Source organism: Halobacteriovorax marinus SJ (genome assembly GCF_000210915.2).
Taxonomy (GTDB): Bacteria; Bdellovibrionota; Bacteriovoracia; order Bacteriovoracales; family Bacteriovoracaceae; genus Halobacteriovorax; species Halobacteriovorax marinus.
In genome coordinates, this window is sequence record NC_016620.1 from 421,403 (window position 1) to 445,380 (window position 23,978).

21 protein-coding genes, 1 tRNA gene and 1 pseudogene are annotated in these 23,978 nt (G+C 37.5%); 9 read left to right on the forward strand and 14 right to left on the reverse strand.

Annotated features, from left to right (window positions below; translation table 11 throughout):
• Nucleotides 1-116 precede the first annotated feature (116 nt).
• The 4 genes and pseudogenes from rpoD to trmB all read right to left on the reverse strand — a co-directional run bounded on the left by rpoD (nt 117) and on the right by trmB (nt 4,493).
• Nucleotides 117-1,550 (reverse strand): RNA polymerase sigma factor RpoD, encoded by a 1,434-nt coding sequence (gene rpoD / locus BMS_RS01965; RefSeq protein WP_231853115.1) that lies wholly within the window; start codon nt 1,548-1,550, stop codon nt 117-119.
• Nucleotides 1,524-1,865, reverse strand: a pseudogene (locus BMS_RS17960) (RNA polymerase sigma factor region1.1 domain-containing protein); the annotation flags it as partial. The pseudogene BMS_RS17960 and the gene rpoD, both read right to left, overlap by 27 nt.
• Complete coding sequence (gene dnaG, locus BMS_RS01970; RefSeq protein WP_014243110.1) at nt 1,866-3,791, reverse strand: DNA primase; 1,926 nt, start codon at nt 3,789-3,791, stop codon at nt 1,866-1,868.
• A gap of 6 nt (nt 3,792-3,797) precedes the next feature.
• Entirely contained in the window at nt 3,798-4,493 is a 696-nt protein-coding gene (gene trmB, locus BMS_RS01975; protein ID WP_014243111.1) for a tRNA (guanosine(46)-N7)-methyltransferase TrmB, read from the reverse strand.
• 266 nt (nt 4,494-4,759) lie between these two features.
• Here trmB and BMS_RS01980 point away from each other — a divergent pair, with 266 nt between their 5' ends.
• On the forward strand, nt 4,760-5,527 hold the full coding sequence (locus BMS_RS01980; protein WP_052590556.1) for a hypothetical protein: 768 nt from the start codon (nt 4,760-4,762) through the stop codon (nt 5,525-5,527).
• Between the two features lie 41 nt (nt 5,528-5,568).
• On the opposite strand, the gene BMS_RS01985 is transcribed toward BMS_RS01980, so the two are convergent.
• Both BMS_RS01985 and BMS_RS01990 read right to left on the reverse strand, forming a co-directional pair.
• Nucleotides 5,569-6,342, reverse strand: coding sequence for a hypothetical protein (locus BMS_RS01985; protein ID WP_157868219.1), 774 nt, complete (start codon nt 6,340-6,342; stop codon nt 5,569-5,571).
• On the reverse strand, nt 6,342-8,024 hold the full coding sequence (locus tag BMS_RS01990; RefSeq protein WP_014243114.1) for a M23 family metallopeptidase: 1,683 nt from the start codon (nt 8,022-8,024) through the stop codon (nt 6,342-6,344). The genes BMS_RS01985 and BMS_RS01990 overlap by 1 nt, the downstream gene beginning before the upstream one ends.
• Nucleotides 8,025-8,299: 275 nt before the next feature.
• Here BMS_RS01990 and BMS_RS01995 point away from each other — a divergent pair, with 275 nt between their 5' ends.
• A complete protein-coding gene (locus BMS_RS01995; protein WP_014243115.1) occupies nt 8,300-9,043 on the forward strand; it encodes a substrate-binding periplasmic protein in 744 nt (247 codons plus the stop codon).
• On the opposite strand, the gene BMS_RS02000 is transcribed toward BMS_RS01995, so the two are convergent.
• From BMS_RS02000 to BMS_RS16595, 6 genes are all read right to left on the reverse strand, one after another.
• Complete coding sequence (locus tag BMS_RS02000) at nt 9,035-10,126, reverse strand: DegT/DnrJ/EryC1/StrS family aminotransferase (RefSeq protein WP_014243116.1); 1,092 nt, start codon at nt 10,124-10,126, stop codon at nt 9,035-9,037. The genes BMS_RS01995 and BMS_RS02000 overlap by 9 nt on opposite strands.
• Nucleotides 10,127-10,211: 85 nt before the next feature.
• The gene (locus BMS_RS02005) at nt 10,212-10,436 is read right to left on the reverse strand and encodes a hypothetical protein (RefSeq protein ID WP_157868220.1); all 225 of its coding nucleotides are present in this window, start codon (nt 10,434-10,436) and stop codon (nt 10,212-10,214) included.
• Nucleotides 10,437-10,459: 23 nt separating this feature from the next.
• Nucleotides 10,460-10,687, reverse strand: coding sequence for a hypothetical protein (locus BMS_RS02010; protein WP_014243118.1), 228 nt, complete (start codon nt 10,685-10,687; stop codon nt 10,460-10,462).
• Between the two features lie 164 nt (nt 10,688-10,851).
• On the reverse strand, nt 10,852-11,895 hold the full coding sequence (locus BMS_RS02015; RefSeq protein WP_014243119.1) for a hypothetical protein: 1,044 nt from the start codon (nt 11,893-11,895) through the stop codon (nt 10,852-10,854).
• Complete coding sequence (locus tag BMS_RS02020; protein WP_014243120.1) at nt 11,883-12,917, reverse strand: hypothetical protein; 1,035 nt, start codon at nt 12,915-12,917, stop codon at nt 11,883-11,885. The genes BMS_RS02015 and BMS_RS02020 overlap by 13 nt, the downstream gene beginning before the upstream one ends.
• Nucleotides 12,901-13,326: an NUDIX domain-containing protein gene (locus BMS_RS16595; RefSeq protein ID WP_052590557.1), complete on the reverse strand. Its 426-nt coding sequence runs from the start codon at nt 13,324-13,326 to the stop codon at nt 12,901-12,903. The genes BMS_RS02020 and BMS_RS16595 overlap by 17 nt, the downstream gene beginning before the upstream one ends.
• A 154-nt stretch (nt 13,327-13,480) precedes the next feature.
• Here BMS_RS16595 and BMS_RS02030 point away from each other — a divergent pair, with 154 nt between their 5' ends.
• The 4 genes from BMS_RS02030 (at nt 13,481) to BMS_RS02045 (ending at nt 17,934) form a co-directional block, all read left to right on the forward strand.
• Nucleotides 13,481-14,143: a site-2 protease family protein gene (locus BMS_RS02030; protein WP_014243122.1), complete on the forward strand. Its 663-nt coding sequence runs from the start codon at nt 13,481-13,483 to the stop codon at nt 14,141-14,143.
• Between the two features lie 15 nt (nt 14,144-14,158).
• Nucleotides 14,159-15,076: a segregation and condensation protein A gene (locus BMS_RS02035; RefSeq protein ID WP_014243123.1), complete on the forward strand. Its 918-nt coding sequence runs from the start codon at nt 14,159-14,161 to the stop codon at nt 15,074-15,076.
• A gap of 16 nt (nt 15,077-15,092) precedes the next feature.
• Complete coding sequence (gene scpB, locus BMS_RS16600) at nt 15,093-16,775, forward strand: SMC-Scp complex subunit ScpB (protein ID WP_014243124.1); 1,683 nt, start codon at nt 15,093-15,095, stop codon at nt 16,773-16,775.
• A gap of 127 nt (nt 16,776-16,902) precedes the next feature.
• Nucleotides 16,903-17,934, forward strand: coding sequence for a pseudouridine synthase (locus BMS_RS02045; RefSeq protein WP_014243125.1), 1,032 nt, complete (start codon nt 16,903-16,905; stop codon nt 17,932-17,934).
• Nucleotides 17,935-17,957: 23 nt separating this feature from the next.
• On the opposite strand, the gene BMS_RS02050 is transcribed toward BMS_RS02045, so the two are convergent.
• Nucleotides 17,958-19,193 (reverse strand): hypothetical protein, encoded by a 1,236-nt coding sequence (locus BMS_RS02050; protein WP_014243126.1) that lies wholly within the window; start codon nt 19,191-19,193, stop codon nt 17,958-17,960.
• 69 nt (nt 19,194-19,262) lie between these two features.
• Entirely contained in the window at nt 19,263-19,580 is a 318-nt protein-coding gene (locus BMS_RS02055) for a hypothetical protein (RefSeq protein WP_014243127.1), read from the reverse strand.
• A gap of 185 nt (nt 19,581-19,765) precedes the next feature.
• Here BMS_RS02055 and BMS_RS02060 point away from each other — a divergent pair.
• The 3 genes from BMS_RS02060 (at nt 19,766) to BMS_RS02070 (ending at nt 23,978) form a co-directional block, all read left to right on the forward strand.
• A tRNA-Met gene (locus tag BMS_RS02060) sits at nt 19,766-19,842 on the forward strand.
• 116 nt (nt 19,843-19,958) lie between these two features.
• Nucleotides 19,959-21,980, forward strand: coding sequence for a S9 family peptidase (locus tag BMS_RS02065; RefSeq protein WP_014243128.1), 2,022 nt, complete (start codon nt 19,959-19,961; stop codon nt 21,978-21,980).
• Nucleotides 21,981-22,202: 222 nt separating this feature from the next.
• Entirely contained in the window at nt 22,203-23,978 is a 1,776-nt protein-coding gene (locus tag BMS_RS02070) for a DEAD/DEAH box helicase (RefSeq protein ID WP_014243129.1), read from the forward strand.

Sequence of the window (23,978 nt, forward strand, 5' to 3'; positions counted from 1 at the left end):
GAAGTTATAGTTAACTAAGGTAAATTTATTGTAAATAAAGTTAATTTTCTTAACTCTTAGTAAGAAAAAGCCCCGCGGTTAAGCGGGGCCTTGAGTATGAGTAAATTTAAATTGGATTATTCTTTGTCTACGTAAGACTTAAGCATCTTAGCTCTAGACGGATGTCTAAGCTTTCTAAGGGCCTTAGCTTCGATCTGACGGATACGCTCTCTTGTAACAAAGAAGTCTTGTCCAACTTCTTCTAGAGTGTGGTCTGATTTTTCACCAATACCAAAACGCATTCTTAGAACTTTCTCCTCTCTTGGAGTAAGAGTTGAGAGTACCGATCTTGTTTGCTCTGAAAGAGTCACACTCATAACTGCATCAGCAGGAGAGATGATCTTGTCGTCTTCAATGAAGTCACCAAGAGAGCTATCTTCTTCTTCACCAATTGGTGTTTCAAGTGAGATAGGTTCTTTAGAGATTTTTTGAACCTTCTTAACCTTATCAACTGGAAGCTCCATTCTCTCTGCAATTTCTTCTGGAGTAGGTTCTCTTCCAAGCTCTTGGATAAGTTGTCTAGAAGTTCTAACCATCTTATTAATTGTTTCGATCATATGAACTGGGATACGGATCGTTCTTGCTTGGTCAGCAATGGCCCTTGTGATTGCCTGACGAATCCACCAAGTCGCATAAGTTGAAAATTTATAACCACGACGGTACTCAAATTTATCAACCGCTTTCATAAGACCAATATTTCCTTCCTGAATTAAATCTAGGAATTGAAGACCTCTATTTGTATATTTCTTAGCAATAGAAACAACAAGTCTTAGGTTGGCCTCAACAAGTTGAGACTTCGCAACGTCGGCTTTTGTCTCACCTTTAAGGATAATATTGTAAACATCTTCAATATCAGTAAATTCCATTCCCGCATCTAAACTTAGTCTTCTAAGTTTTCTGATAACGTCTTCTTGGTTTCTGATTAGCTGCTCGATCTTAGCATCAGTAGTGTAGAGGTCTTTTGCAAGACGTCTCTTAAATGCATCGTCTTCAAGCACTTTCTCATAGAGAACTTTATAATCATCTTGTCCTTCAACTTCTAGGAACTTGAAGATACGTTCTTGTTGCTCGTAAAGCTCTCTAAACTGAAGGTAGTACTTCTTAACTGGCTCAACGAAACTATTGATGATTTTTCTGTTGAAAGTTAGATCCGCTAGGCGAAGAGCGATAGTGTCCATCTTCTTCTTTTCTTCCTGCGTGTACTCTTTGATAGTACCGTCTTCGTTTTCAACTCTGTTGAGAAGAGTTTCAAGATTGTCACAAACTGAATAAATCTCGTCGCGAACTTTGGCGATATCTGCGTTTGAAGACTCGTCATCAAGACCACGAACTAATTCTTTAACGAACTCATTTTGATTTTCTTGAGTTTCTACTTTTTCTTTTAGTTTGATGATCTCTTTAATTGCGTGAGTAGATTTAACAGCTGAAAGAATAATCTCTCTTTCACCTTCTTCGATTTCTTTTGCAATAACAACCTCTCCTTCACGAGTAAGGAGGGCTACAGATCCCATTCTCTTAAGATATAACTTAACTGGATCTGTTGAAGCAGACTTTAGCTCAGCTCTTTCTTCTTTAGAAAGCGTCTCTTCGATAATTTCTGTACCGTCTAAGCGGATACCGTCATCTTCTTCCTCAGATGTCTCATCCTGAATATCAATACGCATCTCTTGAATCTTGAGCATGATTTCATCGATGGCCTCTGGCTCGATAATGCTCGCTGGGATTGCGTCGTTGATTTCTTCAGCAGTTAGAAAAGATTGGTCCTTTCCTTTGATGAGAAGTTTTGAGAAATCTTTTGAATTAATAAATACGGTAACAATCGACATTTATTTTCCCCCGGGGGTTTTATATTTTAAAGCTTTCACTTTAGCTCTTTCTTGTTTCTTTGCGAGAAGCTCACTCATTAACTTATTATTTTCTTCGTCAGTGGTGCACGACTTTTGTTTTAAACTTAATTCGTCACACTCAATGTCGAGCTTCGTGAGTTCAAGTTTTTTTCTAACGTCAAAAATGATTTTAGAAATGGCCTTGTCATCATGAGAGATTGCTCTGTAATTTTTTAGTGCAGAAGCAATGACTTCTTTTAGCTCACTTGAAAAAGTTCCGTTATTTGTAAAATTTGAAACGATGGCGACAAACTCACTTTCGTCAATTTCGTAAAACAATTCTCTTAATCGCGTAAAGTAATTTTGTACCTCATTTGAGGTCACAAAATCAAGTAATTCCCCGATTTTATCGCTAGTTAGACACTCTGGGTGCTTGATGATTTCGCTTAAAAAAGTGGTCTCAATTTTGCTAAGGGATGGGGAGTCGACCAACTCCATTTCACCACTCAAGTATTGAAGTTCCTCGTAAGGAATTTCTTCATGAAAAGATTCTGTAATTAGACCTTCTGTTTCCTCACTTGGTGTCGGTGCAAAGTGCTGAACAGGTGGCTGATCTCCTGAGAGAAAGTCTTTGTAATTACTAATTATTTGAGAGGCCTCAGACTTTAGACCAATGGTCTTTGCTGCTTGTGCGGCGCGCTCTGTCGCGGCCAAGGCGTCTTTCAGAGGCGAAAGGATTGCAAAGACTTTATTTAAAATTTGAAGTTGAGCATCGAGAAGCTCGGGAACTTTGGTTGGGATCGCTCGCTCTATTTGCACATCAATAAAGGCCTTGGCGTTATCAATTCTCTTTTGTAATTCAATACTGCCCTCGGCCTGAAGAAAATCATCGGGGTCCTTGTGAGGTGCAAGGTCAATAAACTTTGCGGTGATACCGCTTTCAAGGCATTGAGTATTAATACGAGTGGCCGCATTCCAGCCTGGGTTGTCGTTATCTAAGGCGAGGTAAATATTTTTTGTAAGCGCTTTCAGTTTGACTAGGGAACTATCACCCATGGCGATCCCTTGAATCCCCACTGAGTTTGTAAATCCTTTGTTAAATAGTGCGATTTGATCCATATTTCCTTCGACCAGTATGACAGCGTCCTTGCTCCTGATACTACTCTTTGCAAGGTGCAGTCCATAAAGGATATGTTTCTTCTTAAAGATGAAAGACTCGAGGGAATTCATATACTTAGCTTTTTGATAGTCAAAGACTGCTCGACTGGTATAGCCAACGACTTGGCCATATTGGTCCCAGATAGGAAAGATTATTCGGTCCCTGAAAGTGTCATAGTGGGACTTAGAGTCATTTTTGTCTACGCGAATAAGTCCCAGTTCTTTGGCCACAGAAAGAGCAAAGTCTCTCTCTTTTTCATCGGGAATAGAACTTAAGTATGTCGTAAGTTTACTATCTTTGGGGGCGTAACCAAGATTATATGTCTTGGCTATATCTTTGGAGAGTCCGCGATTCTTTATGAATTTTGTATACTCTTCGTAGTGACCTGATTCGGCAATGCGCTGATAGAGTTGACTACTCTTAGTCAGAATTTTTTCGGCCATTAAAACCTTGGGAGGCTTGGCCTTTTGCTTATTGTAATCATCAAAATTAATTCCATGATTAGAGCAAATTTCTTTTAACGCCTCAATGAAGTCCAAGTTTTTATAGTTGATAACAAAGTCAATGGCGTTGCCACCAGCTTCACAGGCAAAACATTTGTAGCGCCCTCGAGAGTCAGTCACATTCATAGAAGGTTTGTGATCATCGTGAAAAGGACAAATAGAAAGGGCCGTGTTTCCTTTTTTGGTCACGGTAATATAATTTCCAACTATCGCAGATATTGGAATTTCATTTACAATTCTTTCTTTGAGGTCCTTAAGGGACATGTGACTTTAATCCTTCTTTTTAGATACGAGTTCAAATGCTTTGATCTTTATACCTTTTTCTAAAAAGATCTTTTCAAACTTTGTAGTAAAGCTAGCAAGAAAGTGGTCTGGTAACTCTTCTCTTAGATTTGCTGTCGACATTACAACTTCGAAATCTTCATTCTTATCCATGACTTCTTTCATAAACTCTGCATAACCATCGTGATCAGTCTTTATAAAAATTCTACCACCGGGCTTAAGAACTTTGTAGGCTTGATTAAGAAAAGGCTCTTGAAATAATCTCTTCTTTTGATGTCTTGTCTTTGGCCAAGGGTCAGGGAAGAAGTAAAAGATTCTATCTAATTCATTCTCTTCAAATAAAAAGTGAATCCTCTCTCCCTTACCGCGGAGATATTTGAAATTCTTAGTTGGATGCTCTGATAATTTTCTCGCTAACGAAAAACTTCTTTTGAATCGATAGTCGAGACCGACAAAGTTTACGTCAGGATTATTTTGGGAAAACTCCATCATGAAGTGACCATATCCACTACCAATTTCTAGATAGAGAGGAGCTTCTCTTTTAAATGCTTCGCTATTCCATTTCCCTTTCATTTCCTCAGCTTCATGATCTCGATAAACGAAATCTTTAAAGTCATCAAGCTTGTCGTGATAAGGATTTGTAGAAGAGTACTTGAACTCATCGCTATAAGTGAGATCGACCATATATTCCCCAAAATGTCTGAATTTTCCAGTGTTTCTAACTAGCACGCAAGGGGTCGAAGATCAAGATGAACTCCCTCAATAAAGTTCAGAAGTTTTGATGCAAGTTATGAAGTAGAAGTTGGTTACGTTTATGATGTTAATCTTAGTTAATCTAGGCCCCATTTTCATCTCTTAATTAGCTATCGTAAGTATATAAATTTTATAAAATGACTCAGTGTGTCGTCTGTTTGTGGTATCTATTCCTAAATCAAAATTTAGGAGTTTATATGAAAAAGACAATGTTAGCGATCACTATCGGATTTTGCACACTTACATCATCAAACGTATTTGCAGAATCTAAATCGACCTTTTGCTCTAAGCGAAACTCTTCTAATAAAATTCAAAAACAAGTGGCCAATAGTGACAATTTCTTGGCCTTTAGAAATCAAGGTGGCCTAATAAATGGTGGCGTTTGTTGGTGGCATAGCCGCTTTCAAAGAAATGCTATGGTTGTTGCTCGTTTTAGACCAGAGCTTAGTGAGCCAACAGAGAAAGAGGTTAAAAAGATAATTAAGGCCATCAGGAAAGGTAAGAGTGTTGTTGAAATTGGTGGATATTATAATATTAGAGACTTCTCTTATGATCATGCTGATCTGATTCAAAGAGAGCTTGAGAAGTGGCAAAAAGGCGATGGTTTCCTTAGGCAACAGTGGGCAGTAGGTCTATGGGGTTCTAGTGAAGTTGATGAAGAAGAAATGAAGGAGCGAATGGACGACCTTTATACATATGTAAAGAAAGAAGGAAATATCGCTTATCAAATGCTTCAGATTAAAGGAATCGACTCACATGCTTGGTTGGTTTTTGATATGGAGAAGACTTCAAGTGGCTATGATTTACTAGTTTTAGACTCTAACTATCAGCGATCTCAAGTTTATCACTACGATGAAGGAATGACTTCTTTTCATCACTCATACTATGGTGACTTCGTTCCTTATACTGGAAAAAAATCTGAGTTTAGAAAAGCTCTTAAGGCCGTAGAAAAATACTGTAATTAATGAATTGTGAAGCTAGGGAATCTCCCTAGCTTTTTTTTGGCTTAGTGAATTTCAATTTCTTTAGCGACTCGAATAGTTCCAACATCTTTATCGGTATAAGCATTAAATGGATCGTCTTTTAAATCTTCTTTAGTCATTCTCTTAATCCAGATAATATATCCATCATCGGTATTCCAAGAGTAGAATCCGTCCTTGCGAACGTCTGCAACCTTAGTTAGGCCAAAGGTCTTCTTAGCTGCAGCTACAGCTTCAGCAAATGCGTCAGCGGAAGGTCTGTATTCAAAAGACATATGTTGAACAAATGGCTTCCCCGCCTCGTCAGTGAAGACTTGGGCGTGAAAATAGCGTGTTCCTGGGAGAGAGTTATTTGTTCTAAGGACTGTCATGCTGCCAGTGTAGGGGTTTGAGTCTTTAGTTGAAACAATATCGAGTCCACTCTTAGTGAGCGAGCTCTTAAGAGCATCTACGTCGAGATTTCTTCTTCCAAATTCAGAGACGATTTCTCCGAGTTCAACCAGTGACTGACCTGCAGAATCAGTTGGAATATCAACTTCCTTTACTTCGAAGCCCTCGTCACTATTTCCGTGATCGTGACCTTGGTGTGAAGCTTTGCTAGAGGTATTCTTAGTCGCTTCTAATTTCTTTGTATTTTTAGGGGAGGTTTTCTCTTTGTCATGTGAGTGGTTATCGTCGCTATGTGCGTGATGGTCTTTGTGGTCTTGATGATCTTCTGCTTGATGCTTTGAACCTAAAAAGGACTGAGCAAAATAAATGCCCAGTCCTACTATTATTATACCGAATGTAATTTTCTTCATTAAAACTTTCCAGATTCCCATTTTTGTAAATAATGAGTTGGATCCATCAAGTCACTTCTTCTTTGAAACTTATTTCCTTTTTGAGATAGTGAACCTCGTCCGGAACCGTCAAATAATTCAAAGTGAAGCATTGGACGACAGCAATTAGAATTTACTTTGCCCATGTAACCAACTCTTTGACCCATTTTAACCTTTTTTCCACTGGAAACGCCACTTTCTTTTTTCCCTGTGAGCTCACCATATCTCACTATGAAACCGCCACTATGTCTTACCTCTAGAGCATAAGTTCCTTGGTAGAAGTAGTAGAGGTCTCTTACTACCACACCAGGGGCCACTGAAAGGATAGGCTCATCTTTGTATCTGTATAAGTCACAAGCTGCGTGAGATCTAGAACCTCCACCTCTTCTTGCTTTAAACATTCTCATTCCCGAAGTATAACTATGAGTAGGGGCCTTAACTGTTGGGAATTCACAACACTTTGGATCGTCTAGTCCGGAGATTTCGACGTCTCTAATAACGTTAATATCCTCTTCGCTTCTTAAATACTTACATTGAGATTTCTTCTTAATGTACTTACTTGCAACCCAACCAATCGTTTGATCTTTTTCTTCTCTACTAGAAAATTGAACTTTGATAAAATTGTAAACAACACCATCGAGAGTAATTTCTTTTTCTTCAGGTTCAAAAGATTGAAATCTTTTTACTTTCTCTCCCGTCTGGGATTTAAAGATAACTTTCTCTAAGCTTTCATCTCTAACGTTCAATGTATTGCTTGGAACGCAGACAACGTCTTCAAAGGTTCCCTGGATATCTCCCTCAGGAGTTCCCTTGCTAATTATAGATGAGTCTTTATTGGTAATAGTATTTCTTCTTTCGATTTCTTCATTCTTAGCAACTTCAATTTTAAATTCTTCAGTACTTGTTAGAAGATTGTCATTTTCTATGAATTGATTTTCTTCGTTAGATAGAATTTCTTCTAAGTCGTAAGTTGTTTCTGTATCAACTAACTCAACACCTATTTTCGAGATAGGTGTTGTACGGATATCTTTAAAGATTTTAGATTCATCAAAGTAAACTCCAACAAATGAGCTTGGAGCTTCGTTTTCATTTAAGGTGTTATAAACTCTAAAGAGAGTATAGTCTCTGCCTTCATTCTTTCCTGGGCAATTTAGCTTGTAGTAACTGCCACTCGCTTCAGCTAACCAATAAGTTGAATTATGATTTGAAAGTATATTCTTCTGCTCTTGTGGGAAGTTTGTATTCTCTACTTCAATGACATAGTCTTCAATTGGAAGAACTGATTTGGAGTAGAGGTAACCCTGGTCAAGACGTTGAGAGAACCATCTATTAACTCTTGCATCAGTATTTTTATTAACTCCTACGACTTCAATCTTTTCGTAGTTATTCTTCTTCTTACCATCAATCGTTTTAACGATAGATCCATTAATTAAGTGGGACTGCCTAATACCATTATAGTTTCTTAAGTTTTCCGTTTCGCTACTCTTCCAGCCAGTAAAGCTGCTCACTCTAAACGGAGTATTCTCTGAGGGTGAAATTTTACAATTTGCCGCAGGAACAAAGCCTTCTTGATTATCCCATAAGTATATGGAGGGATTAGCAAGGGCATTTGCCTGAATGGTTGCAACAAGGGGAAGTGCGAATAAAAGGTTTCGTTTCTTCATAGCAGTCTCTATTTAAATTAATATTGCTTCCATTGTAGGAAAAAATGAGAGGCGTTTGTGGTTTGGTGAAAGGTTTTCAAGGGGTGTAAAAAGATTAGTCACCCTGCAGCTGATCCATGGCCAAGAGAAGTTGGCGCTTCAAAATAGGGAGGGGATAGTTCTAAAGGTTGAATTTTACGCTTTAAGTTATTGATATGTTAAAGAACGCATAAAAAGACTGGAAAATCATTTTCAAGATATGTTATTTACTTGGCGCAAGGGGATATACTGTTGATATGAGAAGAATATTAATCTTGTTTACTTTTTTCTTTAACTTCTTAACTTTTGGGATGGAAGTTAATATTGGCGTCGAAAACTCGTGGCCTCCGTATGCAAATGAAGATGGTGAAGGGATTTCTTCTGATATTGTCATTGAGGCGTTTAAAGAAGTTGGTGTGAAAGTGAAGCTTCACGTCTTTCCTTATTCGCGAATTATGGAGATGACAAAGAGGGGAGAGTTAGATGGTTGCTATAATGTCACCAAGGACAAGAGTACCCATGAAGAGTTTATTTTTGGACAACAGCCAATTCTAGAGACAACAGCTTCTTACTATCACCTTAGTAATCGTCCGTATAAAAAAGGTCTTAAGTCTGGGGACAAGGTCGCCTTGATGAGAGGATATCAATATGGTGATGATTTCGAGAGCAAGAAAGAGAGCTATGTTGAAACGAGAGTTAATACTCAAGAGCAAATATTAAAATTAATCCTAAGAGATAGAGTTAATGTAGGTATTCTAGCGGATGGGAGTGCAAACTTTCATATCAAGAGACTAAACTTAGAAGATAAAATTAAAAAAGGTGCAGTTCACTTTAAATTAAAAGTCTTTCTTGCATTTTCAAAAGAGAAGGAAACATCTAAAAAGTTAGCCCTATTATTAGATCAAGGAATTGAAAAGCTTAAGTCTAAGGGAAAGTATCAGGAGTTAGTTAAGGGAAAGAAAAAGGGCCAAAAGACTTTGGCCCAAATTGAATTAAACTGATTTTATAATATTACAGATATATTCTATCTGCTCTTTTGTCGTAAAAGCACTTATTGGTAAGCAAAGAGTTCTACCAGCAAAAGCCTTCGCTTTTTCATCTTCACCCTCATGACCTTTAAAAGGAGTCATCTCACTCAAGGCCTCAGCATAGAATGGAGTTGTTGATACACCTTTTTCTGAAAGTAGATTCGCAAGGCTTTCTCTCACTTCAGCGCTCTCACACTGAACAGGGTAGAGGTGCCAAGAAGATGTCTGTAAATACTTTGTAGGTAGAGTTTTGACTTTAGAACCTTCAAGGTTTTGATGGTAAAGTGTCGCTACTTCTTTTCTCGACTTATTGTACTCTTCGATTTTTTCAAGTTTCTTATAGAGAACTGCTGCTTGAATATGGTCGCATCTAGAGTTTCTTCCATACATGGCATCGTCGCCTCTTCCATGGTTTCCAATTGTTTTAATTTTCTTGTATAGCTCTTCGCTTGGAACAAGAACAGCTCCTGCATCACCAAAGGCCGCTAAGTTCTTAGTAGGGTAGAATGAAAAAGTAGACATATTATTAGTTGAACCAACTGGCCCAGATGGTAGGAATGTACCTTGTGCTTGTGCTGAGTCTTCGATTATCTTAACACCCTTCGGGTTACAAACAGCTTCAAGCTCTGCGATTGGAGCAGGAAGTCCGTAGATGTGAACAGGAATAATCGCCTTAAGGTCGTGGGCCTCTACCATTCTCTTAGTAGACTCCGGACAAATAAGTCCGTCTTCAGGGTTTATATCAATATAAACAGGAGTGGCTCCTCTATTTAATATAGCTTCAATCGTCGCGTAGAAAGTGATGCCAGGAACACCCACTTTATCTCCGTGACCAATGCCTAAAACCTCGAGAGAAATCTCGATTGCATCTGTTCCATTTCCAACTAGCGCGCAGTAGTTAGCACCTTGCATTTTGGCAAAGTCTTTTTCAAATTTGTGATTATATTCACCTTCGGCAAATGCATTATTATCAATGATCTCACCAATGATTTCTTTGATCTCTTTTCTGAATTCTTCGTTATGTAAATTTTGAAAGTCGTAGAATGAAATTTCCATTTTTTAATCCTATGATAAAGGTATATAAAATGGAGTATAACAGCGTTTTTTTCTAAGAGCTATAGAGTTATTAAGGCACGAAGTGTTAGTTCTTCTTTGTCCAATTCTCTAATATCTGCGCAGCCTTCTTGGCCATGTCAGGTTCTTTTAATTTTGAATTAATAGATTTTATGTAGGCTTCAATCTCTGCTTTATCTTTAGCAGAGTCTGAGTTCGGAGTAGAGGTATTTGATTTACTCTCTGGCTTAGCAAGGCTAAGGGCAGGCTTCTTCTGCTCCTTAACCTTTTTATTTGTAAATAGATTTTGCAATTTCTTGATTCCCATTACAAAGCTTATGCCGCAATTTCAGGGTTTCTTTTAGACTTATTATAGTACTGAACAACTTTGTCCATATGGTCTTCGATGATCTCATAAAGCTCAAGCTTTGTTTCTCTTGGATCCATACCCTCAGGCATAGCAGAATAGATTACTTCTTCATTCACTTCAGTGAAAACGTACCAAGTGTTACCAACTTTTTGAAATAGAACTTCTGATTGTGCTTGTGTGTTTTGAGTAGTCATATAGTGCCTCCATGCTGGCTAGTGAAGATTCTCATCCTGAGTCTCTTAGTGTTTCTATATAACTTATCGCCTAGGAGTGTTAAAACTTTAGACATTTTTTCACTCTTAAGTTGTCGAAAATATTGACAATTAATAAATAAAATAAGGGAGCGGAAAGCTCGGTTTTAGTAGTTGGCAACAATCCCTAAGTAGAGACTAAAAGTTGCTGAAAAACCAAAGTCTACTTGATCTGAATTATTCCAAAACTCTTCGATCTCCCCTGGTGTTTTAGTTTTTAAAGAGTAGGGAAGGTTAAAGTTTGTCTCTGCACCAAAAACAAAGTCCACTTTACTCTCGGGAATAATATCTCGAATATTGTAAGAGAGTCCAAGCTTAGGAGTTAGGGAGTAACCACTAAATAATCTCTCTTCAAAGTTCTCATCTCTTGTGGCCTGCTCAACTGTGTAGCGATGAAGATTGTAAGTAAATGCACCATAAGTTGTTAGCGATCTATCTTCTGTTCTATACACATCGTAAGAAATATAAGGACCAATTCCAATTTCACCATGTGTCTCTTGAGACGTTCTATCGTTAGTAATGAAATATAAACTTCTTTGGCCATGGATTTGTAAGAGCCCTCCAAAGTAAAAACGATCAAATGAATCGAAATCAACTTTCTTAGTATAAGTTGTAACGAATGAGTAACGGTTTCCAATATTCTCCTCTAGAACATTAGAGCCATAGTTAAATCCTGATTTACTTGCCGGCCCAATACCAAACGAAATAGCTGCTCGCGCTTTATCCTGTACAACAAGTGGGTAACCTTCCTCTAGTGGCTCTTCAATTCTGTAGTCAGTAGGATCATACTTGGCGTAAGGATTCATTTTTAATTCTGATTCTCTCGCATCATTGTAAATGACCTTTACATACTTCTTAGGAATCCAGGCGACTTTCCCACTGCGAGTAAATGTTTTTAAAAATTCAACCTCTTCCCTAGGTTCATCAATTGCAATTCCATTTGAGTTAACATTGTAATTCATCTCCCAAGGACTTCTAACAATTCCTTGATTGTGAATATAGAGATTCTTTCCTTTTCTTACTCTCTGTAAAACTTTAGATTTTAGTGCTGGCTCACTAAGTAGTGGAGCTTCAAGAACGATGACTTGAGCCTCAAGTGCAAAGATATTAAAACTAATGAGAAAACAAAGTAAGAGTTTTAAAGCATCCATGTATATTGGTATCCTATTGTGAAAGCGTTTTGGGCCATCGTTTCTTTTTCATTTGAGAAACTCGACTGACCAGGTAGTTCACCTTTTGTAGATGTTCGAATAAATGATCTATCAAATCCTAGAGAGATATTGCCGTACTTCGTATGGTATACAGACTCAAGTCCTGCTTGCCACGAGAGACTCGAAAAGTTCGCTTCACTTTCAGAGGAGGTTGCACTAAAGAATAGTGATTTCTTCACTGCAAACTGTGTATTAAAAGTAAAGTTTCCTGTCTTGTAAAAGTCATATTTAATTGTTGGTCCAATAGAAAAAGATTTCCAAGTAACAGAGTCACTTTCACCCTCTGCTTTTCCGGTTTGAAAATCAAAGACGAAACCAATATCAATTGGAAGAAGAGAGTTGAAATATCCTTTTAGACTCAGTGAATTTGAAGCCGCTGTTTCTAAACTATCGTCCGTAAGAATATTAAACGATGAATAGTTAGTACTTTCATTGCGATAGAGAATATGAAATTCAAAAGGAATATTGCTATCAACAATATTGTACTTACTTTGCATAGGGTAAGTCTCATTGCCTGGTATTGTTGGACGAAGCTTAATCACTTCTTCGATGAATACAAGATTTTTAGTAAGCGTTTTATATTTTTCCTTATTATCTTTGTTATAAATATATGACCACTTCCCACCGTAGTAGACCTCTCTAGCGTTAACATAGATTTTTTCAGGGTTAGAAATGACCTTTTCACTTTCAAGAGAGTGAAGGTGTGACTCTTTTTTTAAAACTGCGTAGAGCTTCTTAGGAGTCGTAGGACTTTGTCTGATAAATTCCTTCGGTTTGTACTTTTTATATTTTTGGTTATCGATATTGAGAACATCAGAAAGTGAATCTAGATTTTGAAAGCTTATATCTTCGTCTAGGAACTGATCGAGCACATCAGTGGAAGGCTCAACAATGACAATATCATTGGCGAAGGTATTGCTTATTGATAAGGCCATAATAAAAATACTAATTATTGTCTTCAATCCAATCTCTCGCTGTAGTATATGATTTCCAATTACTTTCAAATCCAAAGCTCTCTTTCGTTAAATCATTTAAGTAAACCCATTTGAAGTCTTGATGTTCTTCTTCTGATATTTTTACTTCTACACTCTCTTCAACTTTAGCTAGAAAGACTTTTTCAATAACATCTTTTCCCCATCTATCGCGAAACTCAAATTGAAGGTTTAATTCAATTAACTCACTTTGAATCCCTGTCTCTTCTTCTAATTCCCTTTGGGCCGCGCTATAAAAAGTTTCACCTTCATCAACAGAGCCTGTGACATTTTGCCAATGTTCATCTCTATCTTTTTTGGTTTGCAATAAAAGTAATTGATTAAGTTCTTCGCCTCCAATTACTACAACCTGAACTTTCCGATGCTTTGTGTTTTCCATGTCTCTATTATAACCCCATACGCAAATCTGATAAGTTAGCGGATAAAATGTTTTACGCATAGCGTCTTTTGGCCATTTTACGACCATATTTTTATGCCAATGGGGACGCTGATTCATTGCTACTCAGTGTGCAAAATGATATGAATATAGAACTATGGCGGACATAAACAACTTTTTACACACACTCGCGACGTGCCTGCCGGGATTTTTAATTGGAGTCGTATTTCATGAATACGCCCATGCTTTTGTTGCCACAAAATTTGGCGACGATACTCCCGAGCGTTACGGTCGACTAACTCTAAATCCTGCTTCTCATGCTGACATCATGGGAACGGTAATATTTCCACTCGGATTAATGTTCTTTGGTATGACTCCTTTTGGTTGGGCCAAGCCAGTTCCTGTGAATCCAGCACGTTTTAAAAAGTATAGAATGGGATCTTTCTGGGTTGCCTTTGCTGGACCTGGGGCAAATATCATAATCTCAATCTTGAGTTCATTTCTCTTTGTACTCATAACTTTAAAAATGCCTGAGACGATCTCTTTCAAAGAGGCTCTTGTGCAAATGTTAAGGTACTCGATTCTTATAAACTTAGTTTTAGCAGTCTTTAATCTCATACCATTTCCACCTTTAGATGGATCAAAAATGGTTATGGCCTACTTAGATTACAATGCTGCAAGAAAATATGAAGAGCTACAGCGCTTCACATTCATTTTCTTTATTTTACTGTGGACGACAAATATTTTCTCGTATCTCTTAAGACCAGTCTTTGCCTTGTCTGATTTGATTACGGGATTATTTTTTATGCTACTCAACTAGCGAACGGAGTATTTGATGCTGGATACAACTATTCAGGTTAAAACAGATAATTTTGATGGACCACTTGGTCTACTTCTTTTACTCGTTCAAAAAGAAGAGATGAGTGTAAAAGACTTAGATTTAACTAAGATCACGAGCCAGTACCTTGGTTATATTGCCGAGATGAGAGAGCTCAATTTTGATGTCGCTGGGGACTATCTCTATCTTGCGGCAACACTACTTCTGCTAAAGTCAAAGAACTGCATCACTGAAGAAGAGCAAGAGAGATTAAAGGATCAATTAGGTGAAGGAGAAGGTTTAAATATTACTTCTCAAGCCGAGTTAATTAGAAGATTAGAGGAATTACAGCACTTCCAGAAAATGGGGGAGAAGCTGTGGGGATTACCAAGGCAAAATGAAGATATTTTTGTTAAGCCAAAAGTAAATAGAAAGGCCATTGTGAATTCAATTTTAACTCCAATGGAATTAGATAAATTAACTCTCGCAATGATGGACTTCCTCTTTAGAGAAAAGAGAAAGTACACAGTTGTTAAAAGAGATAGGCTATCAATTAAAGAGAAGCTTGTTTTCTTAAAGAAGCACTTAAGTGTTGGTCAGAAAACAACATTAGTAGATCTCTTAAATAATGATGGTGGGGAGAATTTAGATAATAAAGTTATCACTTTCATCTCTCTACTAGAACTAGCAAGACTACAAAGACTTGAAGTTTTCCAAAATGAAGACTTAGGTAATATTTATGTCGACGTTGTAAAGTCTCTGGAAGACTTTGATGTTACTCAAGCAGATGGTTTTGAGGACGAAGACGAGTTGGCCGAAAAGGCCATAAGTGATGAGATCGCCAACACGATCGCTGAAAATGGTGTTGAGATTTCAGAAGAGATTAACCTGAATGCACAGCCTGAGAAGGTAAGTGAAGAAGCAATTCTTCAATAATATTTGAGAGAGAAATATGGACGAAATGAACGAAACAGAAATCATTAATGATGAAATTCTAAATCAAATTGAGAATATTGTCATAGAAGATGAGTTGATCGAAATGTCGGCAAGTGAGATTGAGACTGAGGAAATGGAGCCTATTTTTCCAAGCGAATCAGATCTTGAGTATCCAAGTCTTGAGATGAGTAGTGAAGAGTCCACTGAAGCTGGAGAGCAAGAAGTTGTTGAAGAGCTTGATGAAGAGCAAGAAGATAAGCTCTGGCAAGCTAGAACGGGTTTAAATTTTGAAACTCTTTGTGGTGCCATTGAAACAATTATTTTCATGAGCGATAAGCCAGTTCCTCTCGCAAAAATTAGAAATGTTATTGATGAAGATCTCCCTTTAAGAGTTGTACACTCTTCACTTGAGAGACTTCAATCTGAATATGAATTAAAGCATCACGGTATTAGATTACAGGAAGTAGCTGAGGGATATCAGTTTAGAACAAAGGCAACTTACTCTAAGTATGTTCAGGATTTATTTAAAGTAAATTCACTTGTTCTTTCTCCTACTGCACTTGAAGTCTTGGCCATCATCGCTTACAAGCAGCCAGTTTCTAAAATTGAAGTTGAAAAAATTAGAGGTGTTGATTCTTCTCACATTGTGAGAGGACTGATGGATAAGAGACTCGTAAGAGTTACGGGAAGATCAAATGAGGCGGGAAGACCTGTTCTCTATGGTACGACTGCAGAGTTCTTAGAGGTTTTCAACCTTGCTAATTTAGACCAACTTCCTCCTGAGCATGAATTAGAAGAAATGAGTCAACAAGAGATTGGTAAGATCTCGGATATTAAGACTATCGTTCACCATGGAGATAAGACAAGATTCTCTTTTGATGAAATCGATGAATTAGATGCTCTTTCTGAGAGAATTAAGAGTATTGACTCTGAAACAGAGTTTACAAGATCATTAAAGCTTGAAGAAAAGAAGAGAAGAACTGAAGAAGGTGAAGTGGTTAAATCTGCATTCGATCTTCTAGAAGAACACTTAGATAATAGACTTGTTACAAATGCTAACGAAGACTCATTAGCTTCGGAAGTCTTTACTGCTATTACTGACCCACAGGTGATCAAAGATCTAACTGCTGGTCCTTTTAATATGCCAGAAATGATTGATGAAGAGGAAGATGACTTCCAGATGATTGATCTCGATACTGGTGAAGTGATCACAGATGATTTAGAGGATGATGGAAGCGTAGCTGATCCTGACGAAATTGTTGAATTAGATGATGACTACGATATGCTCGTTGATATTGAAATGAGCGAAGAAGAAATTAAAGAGATCTCAGAGGCCACAGGTCTTCCGATTCTTCCTGCTGATGAGCCGGAAGATTCAGTCGCTGAAGTACTTGAAGAACTAGTAGAGGCCGTTTCAACTCCTGAGTCGCCAGTAAAAGAGCAAGCAGAACAGACTGCAGCAGCTCTTTTTGATGAGAATAAAGATGAAGTGGCCTCTTTAGCGGCTGCTCTAGACGCTGCCTTTGCAAATCTGACTGGCTCTAGTCTAGATGATACTGACTTTGAAGAGAGTGAAGCAAATGTTGAAGAGAAGGCAAGTGATATTGATAGCTTAACTTCAATGATCTCTGAAAAAGCTAAGGACCTAGATCTAGATCTTGGTTTCTTAAATGATTCGTCAGAGAGTGAGCGCGAATAAATTTCTCACAATATTGACTTAGGTATGGGGTGATAGTAGATTGCCCCAAACTTTAAATAAGGGTCCTAAGGGCCCTTTTTCTTTATATTAATCTTAAACGGCCGAGATGGCAGATTAGGAGATCAAAATGTCTGAATTAAGATTACAAAAATTTATCGCTGATTGCGGAATCACTTCTAGAAGAAAAGCGGAAGAGCTTATTGTTCAAGGTCGTGTAAAAGTTAATGGTGAAACGATTAGAGTACTTGGTACTAAGGTAAATCCTGATATTGATGCTGTAATTGTAGATGGGCAAATTGCTGACTTAGGAAGTGTGGATAAGGTTTATCTCGTTATGAATAAACCAAGAGGTTATGTTACGACTGTTGAAGATCCAGAGGGAAGAAAGACAGTGATGGACCTTTGTAAGGAAGTTGCTGAAAGAATTTATCCAGTAGGTAGACTCGATTACCTCTCTGAGGGGTTACTGCTTCTTACTAACGATGGTGAAGTTGCCAATATGGTAATGCACCCAAGTTTCAATATTACAAAAGTTTATGAAGTAAAGGTCTTTGGTTCTGTAACTGAAACAATTCTTAAGAAGCTTCGTGCAGGTGTTCAGCTTGAAGAAGGTTTTGTAAAACCACTATCTGTAAGAGTGATTAAGCAATTACCAAATAAGACTTGGGTTGAGTTTAGATTAGGTGAGGGACGAAACAGAGAAATTAGAAAGATCTGTGAAGCCTGTGGCCTAACTGTTGATAAGCTTAAGCGTGTTGCTATTGAAGGCTTAACTGTTGAAGGTATTGCTCCTGGTAAATTTAGATATATTAATAAGAAGCAATTACTAAGCTTAATAGGTCTTTCGGAAGACGGAAGAAAACTAGAGAGTGTAAAGGCTTGGGTTTCTTCAAAGAAAACTGTAAATCTAAAGAAGAAAGGTGTTCAACCAGGTACAGCGGCAGATGACGAAGCCTGGATTAAATACAGAAAAGAAACTTATTTTAAATCTGTTAAAGACTTAGACGAAAGACGCAAGAGAGAGAAAGAAGAAGAAAGAGCTGCTTCTCTTGCAGCTAGAGATGAGGCGCACTTCGCTCGTAAGAAGAAAAAGGCACTTCGTGAACAGAAAAAAGCAATGCAAAACTACAAAGCTCCTCACGCAGTTATTGTAGATTAAAAGAGTCTTATTGAAGCACTTACTTAGAGTGCTTCAATAACTTTTTCAATGAGATCATTCTGCTTTTGGAATTGATCGTTATTTAAAATATCTTTTTCAAAACAATCAACACAGTCACTATATCTCTTCTTCAATCTACTACACTTATTAGAATTTATTAAACCGTTAAGAATATCGCTAGACTCTTTAACGGAGACCCCTTCTACTTCTCGGTTATCTCTGCTAATTTTCTTTCCAGCTATAAAGGCGTTGGCATTGTCCTTATCTAAGCTACAAGTGAAGTAGATTTCACTATAAAGTTTAGGCCTATATTGCCCCTCTAGTTTCTTAATCTCACTTCTTAATTGCTCGGCTTCATGTTCTCTTGCCGTTCTAAGTTTCCACTTAAGTGCACGAATTTCTTTCTCAATTCTATCGTTCTCTTTGAATTGGGCGCTGGCCTCTTCTTCGTTTAGCTTACATGGGCATCTCTTATTAGGACTTCGCATGGAGCATTTTACAAGATAGTTAAAGAAGTAATGCGCTGGCATCTTTTGATTGCATAATTTCTCGTCATCTTTTCCAAAAAGAGTATAGCTTGCTTTGGTACTGTTGCCGGGCACTTTTCCCATTTCAATACCCAGGGGAATATACATTCCTTTTGTCACTTCAAGACCAATTGATCTTGAAGTTTCTCTTGAATAGAGCTGGCGATGATAGATTCTTATTGCAGACTTTCTTGGATCTCCATAACTAAGATGATCAATCTCCTCGTATTTTAGTTCCGACTTTTCCTTTGGGATATCAGGAATCCGGATAGGAAGATCTTTAATTTTCAAGTCCCTTGTTCTATTCGTATCTATTTCTCCACTTTCTTTAAAGTGAATTCGACTACCGTTTGCAAGGGTGATAGAGAAGCTTCCTTCTTGAGTTAGGTGAATCTCTAAAGCATGTGATTTTGGAAAGAGTTGGTAACCTTTATAGGAAGTCGCCGAGCTATCCGTTGGCCCTGATCCATAGCTTCCATGAACTAAAATCTTTCCTTCTGATTGAAAAATCCACTCTCTTGTGGCGGTATATTTCTTTGTAGAGTAGTTAAACTTTCGTGTTGCTTTGGACGTTTCAACAGAAAATGAGCAGATACCGTTTATTGTCTGTACCTTAACCGATGTCTGTGGGTTTACTTGTATTTCCCTTTCCTTAATGTCCTCGCACTTTAAGCTCTTTGCTTGAAGTGAATAGGAGAGAATAAGCGAGAATATAAAAATGATTTTCTTCATACTTATTTATCGGAATAAAAAAGGCCCTACTAAATAGTAGGGCCCAGAAGTTCTATATACTTTTTAAAATTAATTGTCGTATGTAACAACAGAAGAACTAGAGATATGATCTTGAAGAATATCCATAGAATACTCTAGTGCTTGTTGAGCGTAAGGGATTTCGTTGATTCCTTTTAGATCTTCAGCAAAGTGTGCTTTCTTGATAATCGATGCGCACATTCTCATAAACTCTGCACTTCCCGTAAAAAACTCTTCTTCATCATCAGTGACTAAAACATGCTGAAGCATCATATTGACTGATTTGATTAATCTAATTTGTGATTGTGTTAATTCACTTGCATCTATTTCTATAAAGAGTTTTTCGCCTTTTGAAGTTGCACCGCTCATAAATAATCCTTCTTTTCCCGGGTTCTAGGTGTATCTAATATACTCATCGCCACTTCCACTAATATTTTTAGTATTTTAAGCTGGAGCAAAATACTTTTTTTCTTATCAAGATTAATGGTGGACAAAAGAAGTTATCTATCCTATTATGACTTCACTTTCGAAAGTTCCTACTTTCAATAATTTACCGCGGGATGGAGCAGTCAGGTAGCTCGTCGGGCTCATAACCCGAAGGCCGCAGGTTCGAATCCTGCTCCCGCAACCAATTTCCTGACCATTAAATAAATCCCCATTTCAAAGACTTTACTCTTAAATCATCATTTTGTTGTTATAAACTCCGTGCTATTTTGAGCCTATACTTAAAAAACAGCGGATGTAGTTATGACTAAGAAAATAAACCATGAACTCACTTCTCATGGGGAGACAAGAGTTGACGAATATTACTGGATGAGAAATCTAGAATCAGATGGAGATGTTCGCCAGTTTCTAAACTCAAATAATGATCAACTTTCAACATTTCTAAGTGATACGTCCACTCTTCAAGAAGAGCTCTATAAAGAAATGAGAGGAAGAAAGAAGGAAGTCGACGAGACTGTTCCTGCAAAGGATGGGGAATACTTCTATTACAATCGCTATATTGCTGGCGGTGAGTATCCTATTTACTGTCGTAAGCTTGGCATCAATGGCAAAGAGGAAATTCTTCTCGATGGAAATAAGTTGGCCGAAGGAAAAGAGTACTTAGATATTGGTGCCTATAGTATCTCTCCAAATAATAAGCTGATGGCCTATACTATTGATGAGGAAGGCGATGAAGTTTATAAACTCTATATCAAAGATCTAGAGAAAGACTCTCTATATGATGAGGTGATAGACAATGTGTATAGTTCAATATGCTGGTTCAACGATAGTGAGCACCTTTGTTATAATGTTTTAAACGATAAACTTAGACCTTATGAAGTAAGATTACACAAGCTGACTACGACACCTTCAGAGGATACTATTCTCTACACAGAAGAAAGTGGAGAGTACTTTGTTCATTGCTCTAAATCTAATGATAAAGAATTTATTTTCTTTATAAGTGCAGGAAGTATTTCTAGTGAGTACTCCTATATAAGCGCTAATGCTCCAAAAGCAGCTGTGTCTCTAGTTTCAAAGAGAGCTGAGAATTACGAATACGATGTGGATCATTATAATGGAGAGTTCTTTATTCTCACTAATGACGAGCACCAAAATTTTAGACTAGTAAAGTGTCCTGTTGATAAATGCTCTAAAGACAACTGGGAAGAAGTTATTGCTGGAAGTGATGAGCAGTACTTATTAAATTATGAATCATTCAAAGACTTCGCCGTTCTAACTCTTAGAGAGAATGGTCTTAAAAAGTTTCAAGTTATTCATCATGATAGTGGGAAAGTAGATTCAATAGACTTTCCTCAAAAGGCCTACTCTGTTTCAGAGGATGATAACTTTGAATACGATACTTCAAAATTTAGAATGAGCTATTCTGCGCTCAATACACCGTGGTCTGTAATTGAGTATGATATTCATACGAAAAATATTGAAACTCTAAAGGTGCAAGAGATTCCAAACTTCAAGAGCGAAGATTATATTGTGGAGAGGCTCTCTATTTCAGTTAGAGATAAGAGCGAGGTTCCAGTTTCCGTAATAAGAAGAAAGGGAGTTGAACTCGATGGGAAGTCGCCGCTCTTTGTCTACGGCTACGGATCTTATGGTTATAGTATAGAGCCTGGCTTTAGAGACGATTATCTCTCTTTGATTGAAAGAGGTTTTAACTTCGCTATCATTCATCCGAGAGGAAGCTCAACTCTTGGCCGCCCTTGGTATGAAGATGGGAAATTTCTAAAAAAGAAGAACACATTCTTTGATTTCGTAGACTGTACAGAGTCGCTATGCCAGCTTGGTTACTCGAGTAGAGGAAATGTCTTTGCAATGGGAGGAAGTGCTGGAGGACTTTTAATGGGGGCCATCACTAATCTCGCACCAGATCTCTATAAGACAATCGTAGCTCAAGTTCCTTTTGTAGATGTTCTCACAACTATGTTGGATAAAGACTTACCTCTCACTGAACTAGAGTATAAGGAATGGGGAAATCCAGAAGATAGGGAGTATTATGACTATATAAAGTCTTATTCTCCATACGATAATCTAGCAGAGGTTCATTACCCAAATATCTTGGCCACAGCGGGACTTAATGACCCGAGAGTAACTTATTGGGAACCGGCTAAGTGGGTGGAGAGAATTCGCGATAGAAATATAGGAAATTCTGAGGTGCATTTCTATACTAATATGGATGCTGGCCATGGCGGGGCTAGCGGTAGGTTTGAATACTTAAAAGAAGAGGCGATGGTCTTTGCTTTTGTGCTGAAGACATTTAATTTAGTATAAAGATATCAGTTAGTTAAGGCTTTGCCAGTGAGTTTAAGTTATTGAATATTTTTCAATTCACTGGCCCTATAGCGCAAATTGTCGTAATAAGACCTCTAACAATAATATTCAGACGAATAGTGGTTTTTTGAGTTGATTGAAAATTTCGTTTCAATCTTTTGAGAAGAGTAGTGAGATACTCTAGCCAGCACTAGATGTCTGAGCGATAACAAAAGGTGAATAATGAATTTTTCTGACTTAACTCTGCCAGAGTCGTTGCTTCGTGCGCTCGAAGACAAAGGTTACAAATCTCCAACTGACATTCAAGAGAAGGCAATCCCTCTTCTATTAGAGAAAGATACTGACTTTGTTGGACAGGCCCAAACAGGTACGGGGAAAACAGCTGCTTTTTCTCTTCCGCTTTTAGCGAAAATTGATTCAAAGAGTGGAGATGTACAAGCAATCGTACTTAGTCCTACAAGAGAGCTAGCAAATCAAATTACTGAAGAAATGAAATCATTTTGTAAGTATGAGAAAATTAAAATCTTATCTGTATACGGTGGTGTACCTCTTGATGGACAAATCAGAACTCTTAAAAAAGGAAGACCACAAGTTGTTGTTGGTACACCTGGACGAGTTCTTGACCTAATTAAAAGAGGTGTATTAAAGCTTGAAAATGCAAAACTTGCGGTTCTTGATGAAGCCGATGAAATGCTTGATATGGGTTTCATTGATGATGTTAAGACAATCCTTTCTGAGCTAGGTGATAAGAAGAAGACTTGGATGTATTCGGCAACAATGCCAAAAGCAATCTTAAGTCTTATTAAATCATACTTAAATGAACCAGAAGTTATTAAGATCGAAAAGAAGACTCTTAGTAACGAAGATATTGAGCAGAAGTACTTCTTAATTAAAAGAGGTAACTTAGGTGAAGCAGTTTGTAGAATCTTAGATTCTCTTACTGATTACTACGGAATTGTTTTCTGTAGAACAAAGATTGATGCGAAGAAGTTATCAGATGAGTTCAATTATAGAGGTTTCCCTTCAGATGCTCTTCACGGTGATATGTCTCAAACTCAAAGAGATTTAACGATGAGAGCTTTCAAAAAGAAGAAAGTAAAGTTACTCGTTTGTACTGACGTTGCCGCTAGAGGAATTGATGTTGATAACTTAACTCACGTTATAAACTATGGTCTTCCACAAGACTTAGAATCTTATGTGCATAGAATTGGTAGAACTGGACGTGCAGGTCAAAAGGGTTGTGCTTATACTGTAATTGATAGCTCTGAGAAATTCAGAATCAGAATGCTTGAGAGACTAATGAATACAAAAATTGAGCTAGGAACTCTTCCTTCAATTGATGAAATCAAGAAGGCCCTAGTTAAAAATGAAGTTTCTAAGCTTGAGTTTGTTGCAGAAAAGTTAGAGTCTTCTGAAAACCTTGATTCAAGTTTTTCAATCTTTAAAGAATCTCTAGAAGAAATGGAAAAAGAAGCACTTCTTAAAGTTATGTTTAACTATATGTTTAAGAAGAATATGGATAGATACTCTCAAAAATCTTCAATTGAACTTTCTAAGGGAAGTGAAAGAGGAGATAGAAACTCTAGGAATAACTCTGATAGAAGAGAGAGACCTGAGAGAAGTGGAAGAGGGCGTGGAGATAATGGTTATGCAAGATTCTATGTTGGTGTTGGAAAGAAGCACGGTGTAGATCTTAAAGAATTCTTATCATCAGTTTCTGGAGCTACAGGGGTTGCGGAGAGAGACATTAGAAGAGTTGATTTAAAGGATCAATTCTCTTTCTTCGAAGTTTCTGAAAAGTATAAAGAAAAAGTACTCTTAGTTGCAAAAGTATCAGCAGCTGGGCATACGGGAACTTTAGAGCCTACGAAGAGTGGTCCATCTACTTCAAGAAGAGATTCTCGTGGTGGAGGTCCAAGAAGATCTTCAAATGGTAATAGAAAATCATTTAGAACTTCTGGGAAAGAAAGATCTCAAAGGTCATTTAGAAATTCATAA

Excerpts from the sequence above, each read along its gene's own strand:
- rpoD (WP_231853115.1), bottom strand. The coding sequence starts at position 1,550 with ATGGGATCTGTAGCCCTCCTTACTCGTGAAGGAGAGGTTGTTATTGCA.
- dnaG (WP_014243110.1), bottom strand. The coding sequence starts at position 3,791 with ATGTCCCTTAAGGACCTCAAAGAAAGAATTGTAAATGAAATTCCAATA.
- trmB (WP_014243111.1), bottom strand. The coding sequence starts at position 4,493 with ATGGTCGATCTCACTTATAGCGATGAGTTCAAGTACTCTTCTACAAAT.
- BMS_RS01980 (WP_052590556.1), top strand. The coding sequence starts at position 4,760 with ATGAAAAAGACAATGTTAGCGATCACTATCGGATTTTGCACACTTACA.
- BMS_RS01985 (WP_157868219.1), bottom strand. The coding sequence starts at position 6,342 with ATGAAGAAAATTACATTCGGTATAATAATAGTAGGACTGGGCATTTAT.
- BMS_RS01990 (WP_014243114.1), bottom strand. The coding sequence starts at position 8,024 with ATGAAGAAACGAAACCTTTTATTCGCACTTCCCCTTGTTGCAACCATT.
- BMS_RS01995 (WP_014243115.1), top strand. The coding sequence starts at position 8,300 with ATGAGAAGAATATTAATCTTGTTTACTTTTTTCTTTAACTTCTTAACT.
- BMS_RS02000 (WP_014243116.1), bottom strand. The coding sequence starts at position 10,126 with ATGGAAATTTCATTCTACGACTTTCAAAATTTACATAACGAAGAATTC.
- BMS_RS02010 (WP_014243118.1), bottom strand. The coding sequence starts at position 10,687 with ATGACTACTCAAAACACACAAGCACAATCAGAAGTTCTATTTCAAAAA.
- BMS_RS02015 (WP_014243119.1), bottom strand. The coding sequence starts at position 11,895 with ATGGATGCTTTAAAACTCTTACTTTGTTTTCTCATTAGTTTTAATATC.
- BMS_RS16595 (WP_052590557.1), bottom strand. The coding sequence starts at position 13,326 with ATGGAAAACACAAAGCATCGGAAAGTTCAGGTTGTAGTAATTGGAGGC.
- BMS_RS02030 (WP_014243122.1), top strand. The coding sequence starts at position 13,481 with ATGGCGGACATAAACAACTTTTTACACACACTCGCGACGTGCCTGCCG.
- BMS_RS02035 (WP_014243123.1), top strand. The coding sequence starts at position 14,159 with ATGCTGGATACAACTATTCAGGTTAAAACAGATAATTTTGATGGACCA.
- scpB (WP_014243124.1), top strand. The coding sequence starts at position 15,093 with ATGGACGAAATGAACGAAACAGAAATCATTAATGATGAAATTCTAAAT.
- BMS_RS02045 (WP_014243125.1), top strand. The coding sequence starts at position 16,903 with ATGTCTGAATTAAGATTACAAAAATTTATCGCTGATTGCGGAATCACT.
- BMS_RS02050 (WP_014243126.1), bottom strand. The coding sequence starts at position 19,193 with ATGAAGAAAATCATTTTTATATTCTCGCTTATTCTCTCCTATTCACTT.
- BMS_RS02055 (WP_014243127.1), bottom strand. The coding sequence starts at position 19,580 with ATGAGCGGTGCAACTTCAAAAGGCGAAAAACTCTTTATAGAAATAGAT.
- BMS_RS02065 (WP_014243128.1), top strand. The coding sequence starts at position 19,959 with ATGACTAAGAAAATAAACCATGAACTCACTTCTCATGGGGAGACAAGA.
- BMS_RS02070 (WP_014243129.1), top strand. The coding sequence starts at position 22,203 with ATGAATTTTTCTGACTTAACTCTGCCAGAGTCGTTGCTTCGTGCGCTC.